This is a genomic window from Streptomyces sp. 2131.1, assembly GCF_900105515.1.
Lineage (GTDB): Bacteria > Actinomycetota > Actinomycetes > Streptomycetales > Streptomycetaceae > Streptomyces > Streptomyces drozdowiczii.
This window is the reverse complement of sequence record NZ_FNSY01000001.1, coordinates 3787183-3805639: the sequence shown is the minus strand read 5'-3', so window position 1 is coordinate 3805639 and position 18457 is coordinate 3787183. Positions and strand designations below refer to the sequence as shown.

Below are 18457 nucleotides of genomic sequence, written 5' to 3'. Positions count from 1 at the left end.
CCGCCCGGTCGCGGGGACCGGACGGGATCAGGGGGTGGGGCGGGCCGGATCAGGCTCCGGTCAGCTCGACCTGGATCTCGACCTCGACCGGGGCGTCCAGCGGCAGCACGGCGACGCCCACGGCGCTGCGGGCGTGCACGCCCTTGTCCCCCAGGACCTCGCCCAGCAGCTCGCTCGCGCCGTTGATCACGCCGGGCTGGCCGGTGAAGTCGGTGGCCGACGCGACGAAGCCGACGACCTTCACGACCCGTGCGATCCGGTCCAGGTCGCCCACGACCGACTTCACGGCGGCCAGGGCGTTCAGCGCGCAGGTCTTCGCGAGCTCCTTGGCCTCGTCGGCCGTGACCTCGGCGCCGACCTTGCCGGTCACGGCGAGCTTGCCGTCCACCATGGGCAGCTGGCCGGACGTGTACACGTACACCCCGGACTGCACGGCCGGCTGGTACGAGGCCAGCGGCGGCACGAAGGCCGGCAGCGGGAGGCCCAGCTCGGCGAGTCTCGCCTCGACGGCGCCCGCCACTACTGCTTCGCCCGCTTCAGGTACGCCACGAGCTGCTCGGGGTTGTTCGGGCCGGGAACGACCTGGACCAGCTCCCAGCCGTCCTCGCCCCAGGTGTCCAGAATCTGCTTGGTCGCGTGCACGAGAAGGGGCACGGTCGCGTATTCCCACTTGGTCATGGCCCGACTGTAATGCCTGCGGAATCCCGGGCACGCGCAGCCTCGTGCGTAGCCTGCGGTGTGACTGGTTAGGCTCGAATACGTGAGCAGGTTCCAGGTCGTCAGCGGCAAGGGCGGTACCGGTAAGACCACGGTCGCCGCCGCCCTCGCGCTCGCCCTCGCGACCGAGGGCAGGCGCACCCTCATCGTGGAGGTCGAGGGCAGACAGGGCATCGCCCAGCTCTTCGGGGCGGATTCCCTCCCCTACGAGGAGCGCAGGATCGCCGTCGCCCCGGGCGGCGGCGAGGTCTACGCGCTCGCGATCGACGCGGAGCTGGCGCTTCTGGACTACCTCCAGATGTTCTACAAGCTCGGCGGCGCGGGCCGGGCGCTCAAGAAGCTCGGCGCGATCGACTTCGCCACGACGATCGCGCCCGGCGTGCGGGACGTCCTGCTGACGGGCAAGGCCTGCGAGGCCGTCCGCCGCAAGGACCGGCAGAACCGGTTCGTCTACGACTACGTGATCATGGACGCCCCGCCGACCGGCCGCATCACGCGCTTCCTCAACGTGAACGACGAGGTGGCCGGGCTCGCCCGGATCGGCCCGATACACAATCAGGCGCAGGCCGTGATGCGGGTGCTGAAGTCACCGGAGACCGCGGTGCACCTGGTGACGCTGCTGGAGGAGATGCCGGTCCAGGAGACCGCGGACGGCATCGCCGAGCTGCGCGCCGCCGAACTGCCGGTGGGCCGGGTCATCGTGAACATGGTGCGCCCGCAGCTGCTGGACGGGGACGCGCTGCGCACCGCCTCGGGTGGCCGGCGCAAGGAGATCGCCAAGACGCTGACGCGGGCGGGCGTGACCGGCTCGGCGGCACTCGTGCGCCCCCTCGTCGAGCAGGCCGCCGAACACGCCCAGCGGGTCGCCCTGGAGCGCGAGCAGCGGACCGTCCTGGCCGGCCTGGGCCTGCCGGGGTACGAGCTTCCGCTGCTCGGCGAGGGGGTGGACCGGGCCGGGCTCGACGAGCTGGCGGCGGCACTCCGCGAACAGGGCGCGGGTCAAGGGGAGTCCGGACGAGGGGCGGGTTCATGACAGCGCGCACGAAGGCGGGGGCGGACGGCGGTACGCCTACGGGGGCGGGGGCGGACGGCGGTACGCGCACGAAGGCGCGGGCGGACGGCGGTACGCGTACGGAGGCCGTGCCCGCCCTGGACACCGACGCCCTGATCGACGACCCGGACATCCGGATCATCGTCTGCTGCGGCTCCGGTGGCGTCGGCAAGACGACGACCGCGGCGGCGCTCGGGGTGCGGGCCGCGGAGCGCGGGCGCAAGGTCGTCGTCCTCACCATCGACCCGGCCCGCAGGCTCGCCCAGTCCATGGGCATCGACTCGCTGGACAACGTCCCGCGCCGGGTGAAGGGCATCGAGGGCGAGGGCGCCGGTGAGCTGCACGCCATGATGCTCGACATGAAGCGGACCTTCGACGAGATCGTCGAGGCGCACGCCGACGCCGAGCGGGCCCGCGCGATTCTGGAGAACCCGTTCTACCAGTCCCTGTCGGCCGGATTCGCGGGCACGCAGGAGTACATGGCGATGGAGAAGCTCGGCCAGCTCCGGGCGCGCGAGGAATGGGACCTGATCGTCGTCGACACCCCGCCGTCGCGGTCCGCGCTGGACTTCCTGGACGCACCGAAGCGGTTGGGCTCGTTCCTCGACGGGAGGTTCATCAAGCTGCTGATGGCCCCGGCGAAGATGGGCGGCCGCGCGGGGATGAAGTTCCTCAACGTGGGCATGTCGATGATGACGGGGACGCTGGGCAAGCTGCTCGGCGGCCAGTTCCTGCGGGACGTACAGACCTTCGTCGCCGCGATGGACACCATGTTCGGCGGGTTCCGTACCCGGGCCGACGCCACGTACAAACTCCTTCAGGCGCCCGGCACGGCGTTCCTCGTCGTCGCGACGCCGGAGCGGGACGCGCTGCGCGAAGCGGCGTACTTCGTGGAACGTTTGGCCGCCGAGGACATGCCCCTGGCCGGGCTGGTGCTCAACCGGGTCCACGGCAGTGAGGCCGCCCGGCTCTCCGCCGAACAGGCCCTGGCCGCCGCGGAAAGCCTCGGAGCAGAAAATCTTGAGAACGACGGCATTGTGGATCAGGCGGCCGGGAAGGCTGGACTTCGTGAGCCCGCCGACTCCCCCGCGGCCGGGCACGCACCCGCCCCTTCCGAGGCCGAGGCGGACCGCCGGCCCGTCACAACCGAAGAGCTGACCGCCGGCCTGCTCCGTCTGCATGCCGAGCGGATGCAGATGGTCGCGCGCGAGCAGGACACCCGCGACAGCTTCACGGCGCTGCATCCCGAGGTGCCCGTGACCGCCGTGGCCGCGCTGCCCGGAGACGTCCATGACCTCTCGGGCCTGCGCGCCGTCGGGGACCGGCTCGCGACCGGTTCCGCACCGGCCGGAGCTGTCTAGCCCCTCGTACCCCGTAAGCCGTACGTACGCGCCGCCGGGCTAACCCACGGCGGCGAACGTCTCGTGCAGCTCGTCGTCCTCCAGCCCGATCGCCACGGGCAGGATGCCCGAGGACCGCTCGTACTCGCTGCGGGCGGTCTCCAGCAGGCGTCGCCAGGACGTCACCGTCGGCCGTCTGCGCAGCAGCGCGCGGCGCTCCCGCTCGGTCATCCCGCCCCACACGCCGAATTCGACGCGGTTGTCCAGCGCGTCGGCCAGGCACTCGGTCCGCACCGGGCATCCGGTGCACACCGCCTTGGCCCTGTTCTGCGCTGCCCCTTGTACGAACAGTTCATCCGGATCGGTAGTGCGGCAGGCTGCCTGCGCACTCCAGTCGGTTACCCAGCCCATCCCGGCGCCGTCCTCTCCCGAATCGAGGCTCCCCCACGGCGGCAGCGGCATATTCACCGCTGCCAGTTGAGGACGTTACGGAAGGTGGCGACAGCACAACACCCCCTTCGGGCCCAATCTTGAATGGCCCGAACGGACTATGCGTATGCGGCAGATCACCCAGGGGAGTGAGGTGGGGACATGCGGGACTATCCCGCCAGAATCGGGACAGTCCACCAGAACCACAACGGACGTCCGGTGACACACGGGGCGATTTCGGGAGCGCCGCGCGGTTGGCCGGATCGTGCACGGGGGTTGATACGGAACCGGACTGCTGTGACAGTTGAGAGCAGCTTAGGCCAAGGCATGTCCCTGTGTCCGGCGAATGGGAACGCAGCCGCCCCGCGCTGCCATGGCACCAGGTCCGGCCGCCGAAGCGGGGCGTACACGCCGCCGCTGAATGTCACGGTCCGGTACGGGAACGCTCCGAGGGCCACCCGGTCCTACGGAACGCTCATATCTACGGATTAGGCTGCCCCCATGCCAAAGAAGCGCTCGGGCGGGGGTCTCACCACGACCCAGCAGGCCGCCAAGTTCCTCGGTGTCGCCGCACTTTCCGGAGTGGTCCTGGCGGGCATCGCGCTGCCGGCCGCCGGAGCACTGGGTCTCGCCGCCAAGGGGACGGTCGACGGGTTCGACGAGATCCCGGCCAACCTGAAGACTCCGCCGCTGAGCCAGCGCACCAAGATCCTGGACAGCAAGGGCGGCCTGATCGCCACGGTCTACTCGCGCGACCGCACGGTGGTGCCGCTGACGAGCATCTCCCCGTACATGCAGAACGCGATCGTCGCGATCGAGGACGCCCGCTTCTACGAGCACGGGGCGGTCGACCTCAAGGGCATCCTGCGCGCGATGAACCGCAACGTTCAGGCGGGCGGCACCGCGGAGGGCGCGTCCACCCTCACCCAGCAGTACGTGAAGAACGTCTTCGTCGAGGAGGCGGGCGACGACCCGGCCAAGGTCGCCGAGGCCACCCAGCAGACGCTGGGCCGCAAGGTCCAGGAGCTGAAGTACGCGATCCAGGTCGAGGAAGAGCTCGGCAAGAAGAAGATCCTGGAGAACTACCTCAACATCACCTTCTTCGGGCAGCAGGCGTACGGCGTCGAGGCGGCGTCGCAGCGCTACTTCTCCAAGTCGGCGAAGGACCTGAAGCTGGAGGAGGCGGCGCTGCTGGCCGGCATCGTGCAGTCGCCCAGCCGCTACGACCCCATCAACGACACGGAGGAAGCGACCAAGCGCCGCAACACCGTGCTCCAGCGGATGGCGGACATCGGCAAGATCTCGCAGGACCAGGCGGACAAGGCCAAGAACACCCCGATCAAGCTGAAGGTCAAGCGGCCGCGGAACGGCTGCATCACCGCTGTGAGCGGGGCCGGCTTCTTCTGCGACTACGTCTCGAAGATCGTCAAGAACGACCCGGCCTTCGGCAAGACCGAGAAGGAGCGCGCCAAGCTCTGGGCGACGGGCGGTCTGACCATCAAGACGACCCTGGACCCGAGGTCGCAGGCCGCGTCCAACGAGGCCGCGGTCTCCCGGGTCAACAAGGACGACAAGGTCGCGGACGCGGTCGTCCAGGTCCAGCCCGGCACCGGGCGGATCCTGGCGATGGCCCAGTCCCGGCCGTACGGTCTCGACCCCTCCAAGCACCAGACCGTGCTGAACCTCTCCGTCGACCACGCGATGGGCGGCAGCTACGCCGGCTTCCAGGTCGGGTCGACGTTCAAGCCGATCACCGCGGCGGCGGCGCTGGAGAAGGGCATCAGCCCGGCGCAGAGTTTCGACACCCCGCGCAAGATCTCCCTGCCGGCCGACTCCTTCCGCACCTGTGCGGGCGCGCCCACGGACGACAAGCCGTGGTCGGTGCAGAACGAGACGGAGTCGGAGAAGGGCACGTTCGACATGACCAGCGCGCTGGGCAAGTCGATCAACACCTACTTCGCGAAGCTGGAACAGAAGACCGGCCTCTGCGAGACGCTCGCGATGGCGAAGAAGGTCGGTTACGAACGCGGCGACAACAAGCCGCTGTGGGAGGTCGCCAACACCACGCTGGGCGGGCAGGAGTCGACCCCCCTGGCCATGGCCTCGGTGTACGCGACCTTCGCCAACCGCGGCACGTACTGCACGCCGGTCGCGCTCCTCTCGGCCACCAAGCCGAACGGCAAGCCGATCGACGTACCGAAGTCGCGGTGCGACCGCGCGATGAGCGAGCACACGGCCGACACCATAAACCAGATGCTCAAGGGAGTCGTCGAGGACGGCACCGGTACGCAGGCCGGCCTCAGCGACCGTGACAACGCGGGCAAGACCGGCACCACCGACGAGCGCAAGAACGCCTGGTTCGTCGGCTACACGCCGAACCTGTCCACGGCGGTATGGGTCGGCAGCGACGGCGCCCACCAGAACAAGATGATCGACATCATCATCGGCGGCCAGTACTACGACAAGGTCTGCGGTGGCTGTCTGCCCGGTCCGATCTGGAGGACGGCGATGACCGGCGCCCTCAGCTCGTCCGAGACCCCTTCCTTCAACGCGGTCGACGTACCGCGGGCGAAGCCCAAGGAGGACAAGGACAAGGGCGGGGACAAGAAGAAGCCGGGCGACGACGAGAAGCCCGGCGGCGACGACAACCCGTTCCCCGGCATCAGCATCCCGCCGGACATCCTCGGCGGGAACAACGGCCACGGCCGCGGTCAGAACGGCGGCACGAACGGCCCCTGAGCGGTCGTCGCACGTGCGAGGGCGGGGCGCTCCCGAGTGATCGGGGGCGCCCCGCCCTCGTGTGTACGTGGCGCGGCCCCGCTCCGCTCAGCCCGCGAGGAGCTTCTTCACCGCGGCGGCCACCCGGCCGCCCTCGGCGCGCCCCGCGACCTTCGGGCTGACGATCTTCATGACGGCGCCCATCGCGCGCGGCCCCTCGGCCCCGGCGGCCTTCGCCTCGTCGACGGCGGAGGCCACGATCGCGGTCAGCTCCTCGTCGCTCAGCTGCTGCGGGAGGTACGCGTCGAGGATCTCGCCCTCCTTCTTCTCCCGCTCCGCCTGCTCGGTCCGGCCGCCCTTGGCGAAGGCGTCGGCGGCCTCGCGGCGCTTCTTCGCCTCCTTGGCGATCACCTTCTGCACCTCGTCGTCGGAGAGTTCGCGGGCGGTGGTGCCGCCGACCTCCTCCTTGGTGATCGCGGTGAGGGTCAGCCGGAGCGTGGACGAGGTCAGCTCGTCACGCGCCTTCATGGCCGTGGTGAGGTCTTCCTTGAGCTTGGACTTGAGCGTGGTCATGAGGAGATTGTGGCAGGTGCGGGGCGCTCGGCGCCCGCCTGTTTTCCTGTGGGCGCACGCCGTCTGCGACGATGGGCGCATGCGCGCACGCTACGGAGTACCCCTGAAAATCACGGCGGTCACCGCCGCGGCCGGCGCCGCCGGTCTCGCCTACGCGGCAGGCTTCGAGGTCCGCTCGTTCCGCCTGCGCAGGGTCACGGTCCCGGTGCTCCCGCGAGGGGCACGCCCGTTGCGGGTGCTGCAGATCTCGGACGTGCACATGGTCAGCGGACAGCGCAAGAAGCGGGCCTGGCTCCAGTCGCTGGCCGGCCTGCGCCCCGACTTCGTCGTGAACACAGGGGACAACCTCTCCGACCCCGAGGCGGTGCCGGAGCTGCTCGACGCGCTCGGCCCGCTGATGGAGTTCCCGGGCGTGTACGTGTTCGGCTCCAACGACTACTACGGGCCCAAGCTCCGCAACCCGGTCCGCTACCTCTTCGAGAAGGCGTCGGGCAAGCACGGCCTCAACGGCAACGCCCCGGCGACCGGCGCCGTCCACAACCCGTGGGAGCCGATGCGCGACGGCTTCGACGAGGCGGGCTGGCTCAACCTGTCCAACACCCGCGGCCGCCTCAAGCTGGACGGTCTGGAGCTGGCCTTCACCGGCCTGGACGACCCGCACATCAAGCGTGACCGCTACGCCGAGGTCGCCGGGGGCCCCGAGACGGGCGCCGACCTCTCGATCGGCGTGGTCCACGCCCCGTACCTGCGCTCCCTCGACGCGTTCACGACGGACGGTTACCCCCTGGTCCTCGCCGGTCACACCCACGGCGGCCAGGTCTGCATCCCCTTCTACGGCGCCCTGGTCACCAACTGCGACCTGGACACGGACCGCGTGAAGGGCCTCTCCACCCACACCTCGGGCGGCAACCGCTCCTACCTCCACGTCTCGGCCGGCTGCGGCACGAGCCGCTACGCCCCGGTCCGCATCGCCTGCCCCCCGGAGGCGACGCTGCTCACCCTGACGCCCCGGGACGCCTGACCGGACCGCCCCGCCGATCACGACAAAAACCGGATTTCGTCTCCGGGCGCCGGTGGGCTAGAGTTGTCGATGTCGCCGGGAGACCGGCGGCGATCGGGGTGTAGCGCAGCTTGGCAGCGCGCTTCGTTCGGGACGAAGAGGTCGTGGGTTCAAATCCCGCCACCCCGACAGCTGAAACACCAGGTCAGGCCCGGTACTGAGAGATCAGTACCGGGCCTGATGTGCGTTCGGGGGCCAGTTGGGAGCCGACTTCGGGATGCGGATTCCCCCTCCCCCTGTGAGCCGACCCCTCGCACCCTGCTGTACCTAGCTGTACTCGCGGGGCCGCTTCAAGAAGGCGCTGACGAGGTGGTCGATCTCAGAGTCGACGCTCGCCTCCTCTATAGAGATCCGCAGAGATCCGCTCGATGTGCACGATCCCGCTGTTGCGCCAATGGCGATCGCCAGTCACATCCGCAGCACCTTCCCGCGCCACATGCTCGCCTCCGCCGCAGGCGTCGCCTCGTACGCGCTCGGGGGCGTTAAGGACGTTGGAGACCGCGCCGGTAGGGACTCCGGCACGGCGTGCGGCATCGGCCGGCTGCGCGCCCAGGTGACCGCCGGTGCGCGCAGCGCCTTGGCCTCGGGGGACTTATGTCCTGCCGTGGCAGGGGCGGGCAGGGGCTTCAACTACGTCATCACCATGGGTGCGGCGACGCGTGGCAGCCCTGGCCGCCGAGATCGCCCGCGCGCGACGCTCGCCCCCGGAAAGAACGTCTAACTCCCGAATAATTATTTCTGTGTTCGCGAAGGGAGAGTTTGACGAACCGCGTGGTAAGAGTTTTTCGCACGACGAACAGAGCGGATAATTCGCCACTCGCGGACCTCCGGGACGTGCTAGTGTCGTTGCAGTTGCAGTTGCAGTTGTGGTTCCCAAAGCTTGTTTACCGGTAGTTTCCGGCGGGGCGATCATCGCGGCGACACGGAATCCGCAGAGCGTGGATCCCGATGCACTGCCCCGAAGGAGACAGACATGGCCAATGGCACCGTGAAGTGGTTCAACGCGGAAAAGGGATTCGGCTTCATCGAGCAGGACGGTGGCGGCGCGGACGTTTTCGCCCACTACTCGAACATTGCCGCCCAGGGCTTCCGCGAGCTCCTCGAGGGCCAGAAGGTGACCTTCGACATCGCGCAGGGCCAGAAGGGCCCGACGGCCGAGAACATCGTTCCGGCCTGACACTGACGCACAGTTCGCAGCTGGGGCCCGCATCCTTCGGGGTGCGGGCCCCAGCTGTACGTTTCTCCGCAGCGATCTCCGCAGTGGCTTCGCCCACGGGGTCGAGCTCGGCAGGATCCGCAGCCTCGGCACAAAAGAATGATCACCCGGAGACGGGGACGCACCCCTTCACGCCATGAATCTGCACCGCGGATCTCGCGCCTGCCTCACGCCGATCATTTCGGCTCCTGCGCCCGCGCATTCTGTTTTCCGGCCGGCTCGACCGCCGTTTTCCATCGGTACATTCTCGTAATTCTCTGCGCCGTTCATTGCAGCGGGAATTCCTTGATATGCGCCGCATCGAGGAAGGTTCCCGAATGAACCGTACGCGTACGAACAACCGTTTCAGCCGGACCAGTGGCGGCCCCGCCGAGGCCGGGGGGGGCGGGTGGCACCGCGGATCGTCGGCCGCCCGCACCGGCGGTGGCAGCCGTCGGACCACTGCGCCCAGGGGAGAGTTCGCGCTCCCCGAAACGATCACTTCCGCGATTCCCGCGGTGGAGCATTTCGCCGATCTCGACATGTCCACGCAGTTGCTCGCCGAACTCAGCAGGCAGGGCGTCGCCCTGCCGTTCCCGATCCAGGGCGCGACGCTGCCGAACTCCCTCGCGGGCCGCGACATCCTGGGCCGCGGGCGCACGGGCTCCGGCAAGACCCTCGCCTTCGGTCTCGCCCTGCTGTCGCGCCTCGCCGAACAGCGCGCCGAGCCCCGCCAACCACTGGGACTGATCCTCGTGCCCACCCGCGAGCTCGCCCAGCAGGTGACCGACGCACTCACTCCCTACGCCCGCTCCGTCAGGCTCCGTCTGGCCACGGTCGTCGGCGGGGTGTCCATCCGTCGGCAGGCCGGCGCGCTGAGCGGCGGAGCCGAGATCGTGGTGGCGACCCCGGGCCGTCTCAAGGACCTCATCGACCGTGGTGAATGCAGGCTGGACCAGGTCGGCATCGTCGTCCTGGACGAAGCCGACCAGATGGCGGACATGGGGTTCATGCCCCAGGTCACGGCGCTGCTCGACCAGGTGCGCCCCCAGGGGCAGCGGATGCTGTTCTCCGCCACGCTGGACCGCAACGTCGACCTCCTGGTGCGCCGCTACCTGACCGACCCCGTCGTCCACTCGGTCGACCCCTCGGCCGGCGCGGTCACGACGATGGAGCACCACGTTCTGCATGTCCAGGGCGCCGACAAGCACACCACCACCACCGAGATCGCCGCCCGCGACGGCCGCGTGATCATGTTCCTGGACACCAAGCACGCCGTCGACCGGCTGACCCAGGATCTGCTCCGCAGCGGTGTGCGCGCCGCCGCGCTGCACGGCGGGAAGACCCAGCCCCAGCGCACCCGCACACTGGAGCAATTCAAGACCGGGCACGTCACGGTGCTGGTCGCCACGAACGTGGCCGCCCGAGGCATCCACGTCGACAACCTCGACCTCGTCGTCAACGTCGACCCGCCGACCGACCACAAGGACTACCTCCACCGCGGCGGCCGCACAGCCCGCGCCGGTGAATCGGGCAGCGTCGTCACGCTCGTCACGCCGAACCAACGCCGCGGCATGATCCGCCTCATGTCGGATGCCGGGATCCGTCCGCGGGTCACCCAGGTCCGCTCCGGCGAGCCGGAACTGCATCGCATCACCGGCGCCCGGACTCCCTCCGGCATCCCGGTCGTCGTCACCGCGCCGGTGGCCGAACGGCCCCAGCGCGGCGCCGCCTCCCGGGGCCGTCGCCGTGCCGCTTCGGCGAACCGGCGTGCGTCCGCTCAACAGCGCCCTGTCGAGAAGGCTGCCTAGCACCTCCTTGATCAGGAACCTGATCCCTCTCTGTAGGAGACATCTTTTGACGCTCGTTCAGATGCAGCTCCGCCCGACGGACGCCGACGCCCTGCGCACTACGATGGCCGACACCGCGAAAGAAGCAGGTCCACGAGTCTGGGACGACATGACGGTCGAGGTGGCACTGTCCGTCATGGCCGGCGCCCGAGTCGGACACCTGGTCGTGTGCGACGAGGACGACATGCGCACCGGCCTGGTCACCCTGGCCCGGCTCACCACCGTCCGGGACAGTTCCGGATATACGGACCGGATCCGTCTACGTGACGTCAGTGGGGCCGCCGGCCATCTCCCCCCGGCCGTCGTCGGCCTCGCCCACTGAACCGGCTCCCACGGTCGGCCCCCTTCCCCGCTCCTTGTGAGGTCTCATGCGCTGTGTCATCGCCCGCTTCCCGTTCGACCTGACCAAGACCGGCGTGCTGGAGACAATGAAAGGCGTCAAGCCCGAGGCGGTCACCGGTGAATCGGTGACCATCGGACGGCGGCAGTACCCCGTCAAGCAGGTCGGCCAGTTGATCACCGGCCAGGACCGCCGCGACTTCAGCGCGGGCGAGGTCGTCCGGGCCATGACCCTGCTCGGGTTCATCTGCCGCGCGATCCCGGCGACCACGCCCGCACCCGCTCTCAGCCCACTCCAGCGAGCCTCCGCCATGCTGGGGACGAGCGCAGCCTGAGCGGCAGAGCAGGTACGAGACGACACCAGCACGCAGTGAGGGCCCGACCGGTACGACCGGTCGGGCCCTCACTGCGTGGCGAACCCTGCTCAGATCGCCTGTCGCCGCAGGCTCGGCCCTCCCCTCGGACATCCGTGCACGATCGAAGAGGTTTACCTGATCGGCGTAGGCTCGAAAATCTATCGCGCTCAGAGTAGACATTCGGTCTTCACCTGGCTATGGTTTCTCTTGTAGCCGAGATCGAGCGAGGCCCGGCAGACATGAACTGCCGGGGTGCACGCATCACGGTGCGGTGGTGGAGTTTCGGAGCCAGGGATGTTGCACGACGGCGACGGGGCTGACCGCCGGACCGGGTGGCCCGCAGTGATAAGGGGCCGCCGCAGCAAGAGAGTGAATGATCCAGAGGGAAGAACGGAGGAATCGATCGCCATCAGGATCGCCCGGGAGCACCACTGAGCCCGGGTACCGCAGGACATCGACAGGCAGGTGGTCTCCGGTCACGCATCCGCGATCCCCGCAACTCCGTCGGCATTCCGGACGGTCGTGCGGAAACAGAAGGCCGGCGCAGCATCAAGGTCGGCAGATGGTGTAGTAGTTCCTTCGGGGCCCTGGTGCCATATGGCACCAGGGCCCCTCGACGCGTTCCACAGAGAGGTGAAATGACAGCAGACGATTCGCTGGGCCGTCTCGATGACGACGACTACCCCGCCTACACCATGGGCCGGGCCGCCGAGATGATCGGCGCCACTCCCGGCTTCCTGCGCGCCATCGGCGAAGCGCGGCTGATCACGCCGCTGCGCTCCGACGGAGGGCACCGTCGCTACTCCCGCTACCAGCTGCGGATCGCGGCCCGCGCGCGTGAGCTCGTCGACCAGGGCACCCCGATCGAGGCCGCCTGCCGGATCGTCATCCTCGAGGATCAGCTCGAAGAGGCCCAACGCATCAACGCCCAGTATCGGCGCGCCGCCGAATCCTCGGATCCGACGACCACGGCCTGAGGCGAGCCGTCGGTCCCGCGCGGCGGAGCCGGCCTCGCCTGCAGGGGCAACCGGCTGAACGCGCTGTCGACGGTATGCCCCAGCCGCCGAAGGCGGCCTCCGGGTCAGCGATCGTTGGCACAGACCCGCCAGATACGACGGGGCCAGAACATGAGCAGGTCATGGCGGTCGGGGTCGAGCAGCCTGCGCGTGGACCCAGCCCGAAACGAGGGGAAGCTGGGAGCGATGTGCGAGCCGAATCGCTCCCCCGGCCCTCGCGAGACCGCTCCCCGCCGACCCGCACCAATGATCTGACCAGGCTGAACGCCGTCCGAGCTGGTGTCGATCTTCGCCGATCCTCATTCGGGACGAAGAGGTCGTGGGTTCAAATCCCGCCACCCCGACAGCCGAAACACCAGGTCAGGGGCCTGATCCGCGAAAGCGGGTCGGGCCCCTGAGTGGATTCCGGGCCTTGTGCGCTTTCCGCCCCCTCAGTCGTGTCTGATGTGCTGGAGCGCCTCCACGTCGACGCCCAGTGGCTCCACCTCGGCGGTGGGCGGAATGAGTACGTCCGCGGCTACGAACGCCGAGGGCTGGTGGGCGCGGAGGGCGAGAGGGTCGCGTGGGAGCGTGACGCGGAACTTCTTCGTACGGGATTCCTGCTTGCCGTCCGTGTGCAGCGGGGACGGGTGGGTGTGGCCGGGCCGGACAGCTGGGGCCTCGGCCGCTTCGGGATCGGTAAGGCCCTGATCCTGCTGTCCACGCAGCCTCGGGGTGGCACGGCGGTGAACGCGGCGAGCTGGGCGCAGTCGGCCACCACGGCAGTGATGGGGGTTCGGAACAACCGGCCTCCGGCAGCCCGGAGCCCCAGTCGGCCGAGAATCGGTTAGCGCTTCCCCCCATCTGATGAACGACGAGCAATGGGTGACGCCGCATCAGGCAGGCCCTCACCGACCGCCGCCGCGCCCCCCGACGAACCCAGCCTCCACCCTGCGATGCGGTGATCTGATTACATAAAATCCTTTGATTCAAGGGCAGTTGTGGGTTTATCTACGCGCGGAGCTACGGCTACCGACCGATCATTCGGGCAATTCCGGCGGGTTCTCGCAGAGCTATTACCGACCGGTACCGGGAGCTGCTACAACAGGGGACGCTCACTCAACCCCCCACCCACCCCCCACACTTCGGAGGGCTGACAGCTATGTCAGTACGGAGATTCTGGGCGTCCGCATCCACTCTGCTCCTCGCCGCCGCCGCCGCGCTGGGCCTGGCCCAGCCGGCCTCGGCATCCCCCTCGGCCGCCGCCGGCGGGTACGTCGCCCTGGGCGACTCGTACTCGTCCGGTGTCGGCGCGGGGAGCTATCTGTCCGACAGCGGTGACTGCAAGCGCAGCACCAAGGCCTACCCGTACCTCTGGGCGGCGGCGAACTCGCCGTCGTCGTTCACCTTCGTCGCCTGTTCGGGCGCCACCACGAGCACCGTCTCCAGCGGTCAGCTGGGGGCGCTGAGTACGTCCACCTCGCTGGTGAGCGTCACGGCGGGCGGGAATGACGTCGGGTTCGCCGATGTCATGCAGGACTGCGTGCTGTCCGGCGAGTCCGCGTGCATCTCGGCCGTCGACGCGGCCGTCGGGAGGATGAACAACAACCTGCCCTCCGGGCTGGGTTCGCTGTACGCCTCCATCCACTCCAAGGCCCCGCAGGCCCATGTCGTGGTACTGGGATACCCCCGCTTCTACAAGATCGGCGGGAGCTGCGTCGTCGGTCTGTCCGACAAGGCGCGTACGGCCATCAACAACGCCTCCGACGTGCTGAACGGCGTCATCGCCAAGCAGGCGGCGAACGCCGGGTTCACCTTCTCCGGGGTCGCCGACGATTTCACCGGACACGAGATCTGCTCCGGTGATCCGTGGCTGCACAGCGTCTCGATCCCCGTCTCCAACTCGTACCACCCGAAGCCCGAGGGCCAGTCGGGCGGCTACCTGCCCGCGTTCCGCTCCGCGGCCTGACTCGGAAGGGGCACGGACGAGGGGCGGCACCGTCCCGGCGCGAGGCCGGGACGGTGCCGCCCCTCCGCCCTGTCCGTCATGCCGCCGGCCGGGTCGCCTTGAGCGAGTACATCAGGGGGATGCGCGGCCGGTCCGACGGGAAGCGGTAGAAGTCGTCCGATCCGCGTTTGAGAACCGGGAAACGAGCGAAGAGCGAGGCGTCGTGCTCGTGCAGGAACTCGATCCGCAGTCCCGCGGCGGCCAGCGCCGACACCACACTGCCCACCGGGTGCTGCCACTCGACGCTGCGGTTGTGGACGGTCGGGGCGTCGAAGTCCGCGTACGTACCCGGCGTCTCGTCCACCCATGCCTCGCGGCTGAAGTAGTCGTGCGCGATCCGTGAACCCGTCTCGTCGTCGAGGCAGTCCGTGAGCGGATGGAACTCGGCGAGGTACAGGAAGCCGCCCGGCGCCACCAGTGACGCGGCCGTCTCGGCCCAGCGGTCGATGTCGGGCAGCCAGTTCAGCGCCCCGACGCCGGTGTAGACGATGTCGTACGAGGAGTCGGGTACGGCCTGGGCCGCGTCGTACACGTCGGCGGCGACGAAGGCCGCGCGGTCGGGGCCGAGGCCCAGGTCCTCGGCGAGGGCGCGGGCGGTCTCGACGGCCGGTTCGGAGAAGTCGAGGCCGACGACCTGCGCGGCGCCGTGCCGCGCCCAGGAGAGCGTGTCCAGTCCGATGTGGCACTGGAGGTGCAGCAGCGACCGGCCGGTCACGTCACCGACCTCGGCCAGCTCGAAGGGCCTCAGGGCGTCCTTCCCGGCACGGAAGGCGTCGAGGTCGTAGAAGTCACTGCCGGCGTGGATGGGCACACGCTCATCCCACATCCTGCGGTTGGCCTCGCGCCAGTCGGGCGGTATCGGAGCGGTGGACATGTCCGCGAGGTTATCCACAGGCTGCGGACGAAGCGAACGGATTGTCGGGCGTCCGACGCAGAATGGGGTCATGACTGAGGCAACAGGTTCGTCGACGAACACATCCGTCCCGCTGTGGGAGCAGCGTTTCCGAGCTCCCCGGGTATCGCTGCCCGACTGGGCAGAGGACGCGCCGGACCGCGCGTTGTTCGTGTCCAACGCGACGGGGACCTACGAGCTGTACACATGGGACCGGGCCACCGGCGAGCAGCGCCAGGTGACCGACCGGCCGAACGGCACGACGGACGGCGTGCTGACGCCGGACGGCGAGGCCGTGTGGTGGTTCGACGACACCGACGGGGACGAGTTCGGGGTGTGGATGCGGCGGCCGTTCCATGGCGGGACCGAGGCGGCGAACGAGCCGGCCGCCCCCGGTCTCGCGCCCTCCTACCCGGCCGGACTCGCGATCGGGCGGGACGGCACGGCGGTGATCGGCCGTTCGACGGACGAGGACGGCACGACGGTCCACGTCGTACGGCCGGGCGCGGAGCCCGTCGAGATCTACCGCCACCGCGAGTCGGCCGGGGTCGGCGACCTGTCGCACGACGGGACGCTGATCGCCCTGGAGCACACCGAGCACGGGGACGCGATGCACTCCGCGCTGCGCGTGGTGCGGCCGGACGGGACGACGGTCGCGGAGCTGGACGACACCGAGGGCGGTACGAAGGAGCTGGGCCTCGCGGTCCTCGGCTTCGCCCCGGTCGCCGGGGACACCCGCCTGCTGGTCGGGCACCAGAGGCGCGGGCGCTGGGAGCCGATGATCTGGGACCCCGTCGCGGGCACGCAGACGGACCTGGCCGTCGATCTGCCGGGCGACGTGGGCGCCGAGTGGTATCCGGACGGCTCCGCGCTGCTCGTCGAGCACGGCTTCGAGGCGCGCAGCGAGCTCTGGCGGTACGAGCCCGCCACGTCGGACGGCAGGCTGGTGCGGGTGGAGACGCCCACCGGTACGGTCTCGGGCGCCACGGCCAGGCCGGACGGGACGGTGGAGTACCTCTGGTCGTCGGCGGCCGAGCCGCCGGTGGTCCGGTCGACGACCGGTGCGGTGGTGCTCGACCCGCCGGGCGCCAAGGCTCCGGCGTCGGTGCCGGTCGAGGACGTGTGGGTGGAGGGCCCCGGCGGCCGGATTCACGCGCTCGTCCAGCGCCCGGCCGCCCCCGCCGAGGGCCCGTTCCCGACGGTCTTCGAGATCCACGGCGGCCCGACCTGGCACGACAGCGACGCCTTCGCCGCGGGCCCCGCCGCCTGGGTGGACCACGGCTACGCGGTCGTCCGGGTCAACTACCGCGGCTCGACCGGCTACGGACGGGCGTGGACGGACGCGCTCAAGCACCGGGTGGGGCTGATCGAGCTGGAGGACATCGCGGCGGTGCGGGAGTGGGCGGTGAAGTCCGGCCTCGCGGACCCGGCCGCACTGGTCCTGGCCGGCGGCTCCTGGGGCGGCTACCTCACCCTGCTCGGCGTCGGTACGCAGCCCGGTGACTGGGCCCTCGGCCTCGCCGCGGTCCCCGTCGCGGACTACGTGACGGCGTATCACGACGAGATGGAGGCCCTGAAGGCGATGGACCGCACGCTGCTGGGCGGCACACCGGAGGAGGTGCCCGAGCGGTTCGAGGCGTCGTCGCCCCTGACGTACGTCGACGCCGTGCGGGCCCCCGTCTACATCTCGGCCGGCATGAACGACCCGCGCTGCCCGATCCGCCAGGTCGAGAACTACGTGGACCGGCTGAAGGCACGCGACGCGGTGCACGAGGTCTACCGGTACGACGCCGGGCACGGCTCGCTCGTCGTGGAGGAGCGGATCAAGCAGGTCCGGCTGGAGCTCGACTTCGCCCGGCGCCACCTGGCGGGGCTCTCGCCCGCGGGGCCCGGCGACCCCACCGGCCCGGACGAGGGAGCGCCGGGCGGCGACCTGTAGGGGCCGAATGAAAGGAGGCTTTTCGGGTGCCCCCGCTCCGGCCGGGCGGAGCGGGGACCGTACCGTGGAGGTGTGTACCGGTTCCTGCTGACCCCGCGGTGGTGGGGGATCAACCTCTTCGTCGTGCTGGCCATTCCGTTCTGCGTGTTCATGGGCACCTGGCAGCTCGGCCGCTTCGAGGACCGCGTGCACACGCACGAGGCCGCCGAGAAGCGGCCCGACCCCGGCACCCGGGCCGCCGAGCCGCTCGACGATCTGCTGCCCGTCGACACGGAGACCTCCGGCCGGCCCGCCACCGCGAGCGGCCGGTACGCGGACCGTTTCCTGGTGCCCGGGCGCGAGCTGGACGACCGGAAGGGCTTCTACGTCCTGGACATGCTGCGCACCGACAGCGGCAAGGCCCTGCCGGTGGTACGCGGCTGGCTGCCCGGGAAGCCCGGACAGACCAGGGTGCCGCCCGCGCCGGCCGGCCGAGTCACCGTGACCGGCGACCTCCAGGCCTCGGAGAACGCGGGCACCGCGGGGGTCGGCGCGACCGGCGGGCTGCCGGACGGCCAGGTGGGCATGATCAGCGCCGCGTCGCTGGTCAACCTCGTGCCGTACGACGTGTACGACGCCTGGGTGACGCTCCCGAAGAACGGCGAGGGCACGTCGGCGGAGGCGGCCGGCGGTGCCGACCGGGCCGGGGCGACCGCGCTGCGCCCGGTGCCGGCCGCCGCGCCGGAGGGCGGCGGGCTCGACCTCAAGGCCTTCCAGAACCTGGGCTACACGGGTGAGTGGTTCGTCTTCGCCGCGTTCGTGGTCTTCATGTGGTTCCGCCTGCTGCGCCGCGAGGCCGAGGCTGCCAGGGACCTGGCGTTGGGGCTGGTCCCCGGGACGGAGGCACCGGGCACCGGGACGGAGAGCGCCGAGGCGGAGGCCCGTTCCGGAGCGTGAACGGGCAGGGGCCGGGCTGCTCCCCCGGCCGCCCCTCCCCTTCTCCCTCTCTCACGACG

The 18457-nt window shown here is 69.9% G+C and carries 17 protein-coding genes, 1 tRNA gene and 1 pseudogene; 13 read left to right on the top strand and 6 right to left on the bottom strand.

The genetic code is table 11. The features are described 5' to 3' along the window. Positions 1 to 49: 49 nt before the first annotated feature. Positions 50 to 520, bottom strand: a complete 471-nt coding sequence (locus BLW14_RS17035; protein WP_093708113.1) for a RidA family protein — start codon at positions 518 to 520, stop codon at positions 50 to 52. Next, a complete protein-coding gene (locus BLW14_RS17030) occupies positions 520 to 678 on the bottom strand; it encodes a Sp36 family protein (protein WP_093708112.1) in 159 nt (52 codons plus the stop codon). Before BLW14_RS17030 ends, BLW14_RS17035 begins: the two co-directional genes overlap by 1 nt. Before the next feature lie 82 nt (positions 679 to 760). Between BLW14_RS17030 and BLW14_RS17025 the strand changes: the two genes are divergently transcribed. Together BLW14_RS17025 and BLW14_RS17020 are read left to right on the top strand one after the other, a co-directional pair. Further along, on the top strand, positions 761 to 1750 hold the full coding sequence (locus BLW14_RS17025) for an ATPase BagA (RefSeq protein ID WP_093708111.1): 990 nt from the start codon (positions 761 to 763) through the stop codon (positions 1748 to 1750). Next, positions 1747 to 3129, top strand: a complete 1383-nt coding sequence (locus BLW14_RS17020; protein WP_093708110.1) for an ATPase BagB — start codon at positions 1747 to 1749, stop codon at positions 3127 to 3129. Before BLW14_RS17025 ends, BLW14_RS17020 begins: the two co-directional genes overlap by 4 nt. Before the next feature lie 39 nt (positions 3130 to 3168). On the opposite strand, the gene BLW14_RS17015 is transcribed toward BLW14_RS17020, so the two are convergent. After that, positions 3169 to 3519 (bottom strand): WhiB family transcriptional regulator, encoded by a 351-nt coding sequence (locus BLW14_RS17015; protein WP_018520371.1) that lies wholly within the window; start codon positions 3517 to 3519, stop codon positions 3169 to 3171. A 519-nt stretch (positions 3520 to 4038) separates the two neighbouring features. Here BLW14_RS17015 and BLW14_RS17005 point away from each other — a divergent pair. After that, on the top strand, positions 4039 to 6276 hold the full coding sequence (locus BLW14_RS17005; RefSeq protein ID WP_093708109.1) for a transglycosylase domain-containing protein: 2238 nt from the start codon (positions 4039 to 4041) through the stop codon (positions 6274 to 6276). 87 nt (positions 6277 to 6363) lie between these two features. Here BLW14_RS17005 and BLW14_RS17000 read toward each other — a convergent pair whose 3' ends face one another. Then, positions 6364 to 6828, bottom strand: coding sequence for a GatB/YqeY domain-containing protein (locus tag BLW14_RS17000; protein ID WP_093708108.1), 465 nt, complete (start codon positions 6826 to 6828; stop codon positions 6364 to 6366). Between the two features lie 79 nt (positions 6829 to 6907). Here BLW14_RS17000 and BLW14_RS16995 point away from each other — a divergent pair, with 79 nt between their 5' ends. Beyond that, entirely contained in the window at positions 6908 to 7849 is a 942-nt protein-coding gene (locus tag BLW14_RS16995) for a metallophosphoesterase (protein ID WP_093708107.1), read from the top strand. A gap of 94 nt (positions 7850 to 7943) precedes the next feature. After that, positions 7944 to 8017: transfer RNA gene (locus BLW14_RS16990), tRNA-Pro, on the top strand. A gap of 337 nt (positions 8018 to 8354) precedes the next feature. On the opposite strand, the pseudogene BLW14_RS35175 reads toward BLW14_RS16990, so the two are convergent. Further along, positions 8355 to 8501 (bottom strand): annotated as a pseudogene (locus BLW14_RS35175) (LacI family transcriptional regulator); the annotation flags it as partial. 360 nt (positions 8502 to 8861) lie between these two features. On the opposite strand from BLW14_RS35175, the gene BLW14_RS16980 reads away from it, so the two are divergent. From BLW14_RS16980 to BLW14_RS16945, 6 genes are all read left to right on the top strand, one after another. Continuing rightward, the gene (locus BLW14_RS16980; protein WP_055566644.1) at positions 8862 to 9065 is read left to right on the top strand and encodes a cold-shock protein; all 204 of its coding nucleotides are present in this window, start codon (positions 8862 to 8864) and stop codon (positions 9063 to 9065) included. Positions 9066 to 9421: 356 nt separating this feature from the next. Next, complete coding sequence (locus BLW14_RS16975) at positions 9422 to 10894, top strand: DEAD/DEAH box helicase (RefSeq protein ID WP_093708106.1); 1473 nt, start codon at positions 9422 to 9424, stop codon at positions 10892 to 10894. Positions 10895 to 10955: 61 nt separating this feature from the next. Next, a complete protein-coding gene (locus BLW14_RS16970; RefSeq protein WP_371128075.1) occupies positions 10956 to 11255 on the top strand; it encodes a CBS domain-containing protein in 300 nt (99 codons plus the stop codon). 46 nt (positions 11256 to 11301) lie between these two features. Then, the gene (locus BLW14_RS16965; RefSeq protein WP_093708104.1) at positions 11302 to 11607 is read left to right on the top strand and encodes an SCO5918 family protein; all 306 of its coding nucleotides are present in this window, start codon (positions 11302 to 11304) and stop codon (positions 11605 to 11607) included. A 659-nt stretch (positions 11608 to 12266) separates the two neighbouring features. Next, positions 12267 to 12605 (top strand): MerR family transcriptional regulator, encoded by a 339-nt coding sequence (locus tag BLW14_RS16955; protein ID WP_093708102.1) that lies wholly within the window; start codon positions 12267 to 12269, stop codon positions 12603 to 12605. 1180 nt (positions 12606 to 13785) lie between these two features. Continuing rightward, entirely contained in the window at positions 13786 to 14592 is an 807-nt protein-coding gene (locus BLW14_RS16945; protein WP_093708101.1) for an SGNH/GDSL hydrolase family protein, read from the top strand. A gap of 76 nt (positions 14593 to 14668) precedes the next feature. Here BLW14_RS16945 and BLW14_RS16940 read toward each other — a convergent pair whose 3' ends face one another. Next, entirely contained in the window at positions 14669 to 15505 is an 837-nt protein-coding gene (locus BLW14_RS16940) for a class I SAM-dependent methyltransferase (protein WP_093708100.1), read from the bottom strand. A gap of 70 nt (positions 15506 to 15575) precedes the next feature. On the opposite strand from BLW14_RS16940, the gene BLW14_RS16935 reads away from it, so the two are divergent. Further along, positions 15576 to 17462 carry a S9 family peptidase gene (locus BLW14_RS16935; RefSeq protein ID WP_177154003.1) on the top strand — a complete coding sequence of 629 codons (1887 nt, stop codon included), beginning with the start codon at positions 15576 to 15578 and terminating at the stop codon, positions 17460 to 17462. A gap of 72 nt (positions 17463 to 17534) precedes the next feature. Then, positions 17535 to 18398, top strand: a complete 864-nt coding sequence (locus tag BLW14_RS16930) for an SURF1 family protein (protein WP_093708098.1) — start codon at positions 17535 to 17537, stop codon at positions 18396 to 18398. Positions 18399 to 18457: the final 59 nt, after the last annotated feature.

Bases quoted from the DNA above. Each gene is read 5' to 3' on its own strand.
- BLW14_RS16945 (WP_093708101.1), top strand. From the start codon at position 13,786: ATGTCAGTACGGAGATTCTGGGCGTCCGCATCCACTCTGCTCCTCGCC.
- BLW14_RS17020 (WP_093708110.1), top strand. From the start codon at position 1,747: ATGACAGCGCGCACGAAGGCGGGGGCGGACGGCGGTACGCCTACGGGG.
- BLW14_RS16975 (WP_093708106.1), top strand. From the start codon at position 9,422: ATGAACCGTACGCGTACGAACAACCGTTTCAGCCGGACCAGTGGCGGC.
- BLW14_RS17000 (WP_093708108.1), bottom strand. From the start codon at position 6,828: ATGACCACGCTCAAGTCCAAGCTCAAGGAAGACCTCACCACGGCCATG.
- BLW14_RS16970 (WP_371128075.1), top strand. From the start codon at position 10,956: ATGCAGCTCCGCCCGACGGACGCCGACGCCCTGCGCACTACGATGGCC.
- BLW14_RS16940 (WP_093708100.1), bottom strand. From the start codon at position 15,505: ATGTCCACCGCTCCGATACCGCCCGACTGGCGCGAGGCCAACCGCAGG.
- BLW14_RS16995 (WP_093708107.1), top strand. From the start codon at position 6,908: ATGCGCGCACGCTACGGAGTACCCCTGAAAATCACGGCGGTCACCGCC.
- BLW14_RS16955 (WP_093708102.1), top strand. From the start codon at position 12,267: ATGACAGCAGACGATTCGCTGGGCCGTCTCGATGACGACGACTACCCC.
- BLW14_RS17030 (WP_093708112.1), bottom strand. From the start codon at position 678: ATGACCAAGTGGGAATACGCGACCGTGCCCCTTCTCGTGCACGCGACC.
- BLW14_RS16980 (WP_055566644.1), top strand. From the start codon at position 8,862: ATGGCCAATGGCACCGTGAAGTGGTTCAACGCGGAAAAGGGATTCGGC.
- BLW14_RS16965 (WP_093708104.1), top strand. From the start codon at position 11,302: ATGCGCTGTGTCATCGCCCGCTTCCCGTTCGACCTGACCAAGACCGGC.
- BLW14_RS17005 (WP_093708109.1), top strand. From the start codon at position 4,039: ATGCCAAAGAAGCGCTCGGGCGGGGGTCTCACCACGACCCAGCAGGCC.
- BLW14_RS16935 (WP_177154003.1), top strand. From the start codon at position 15,576: ATGACTGAGGCAACAGGTTCGTCGACGAACACATCCGTCCCGCTGTGG.
- BLW14_RS17015 (WP_018520371.1), bottom strand. From the start codon at position 3,519: ATGGGCTGGGTAACCGACTGGAGTGCGCAGGCAGCCTGCCGCACTACC.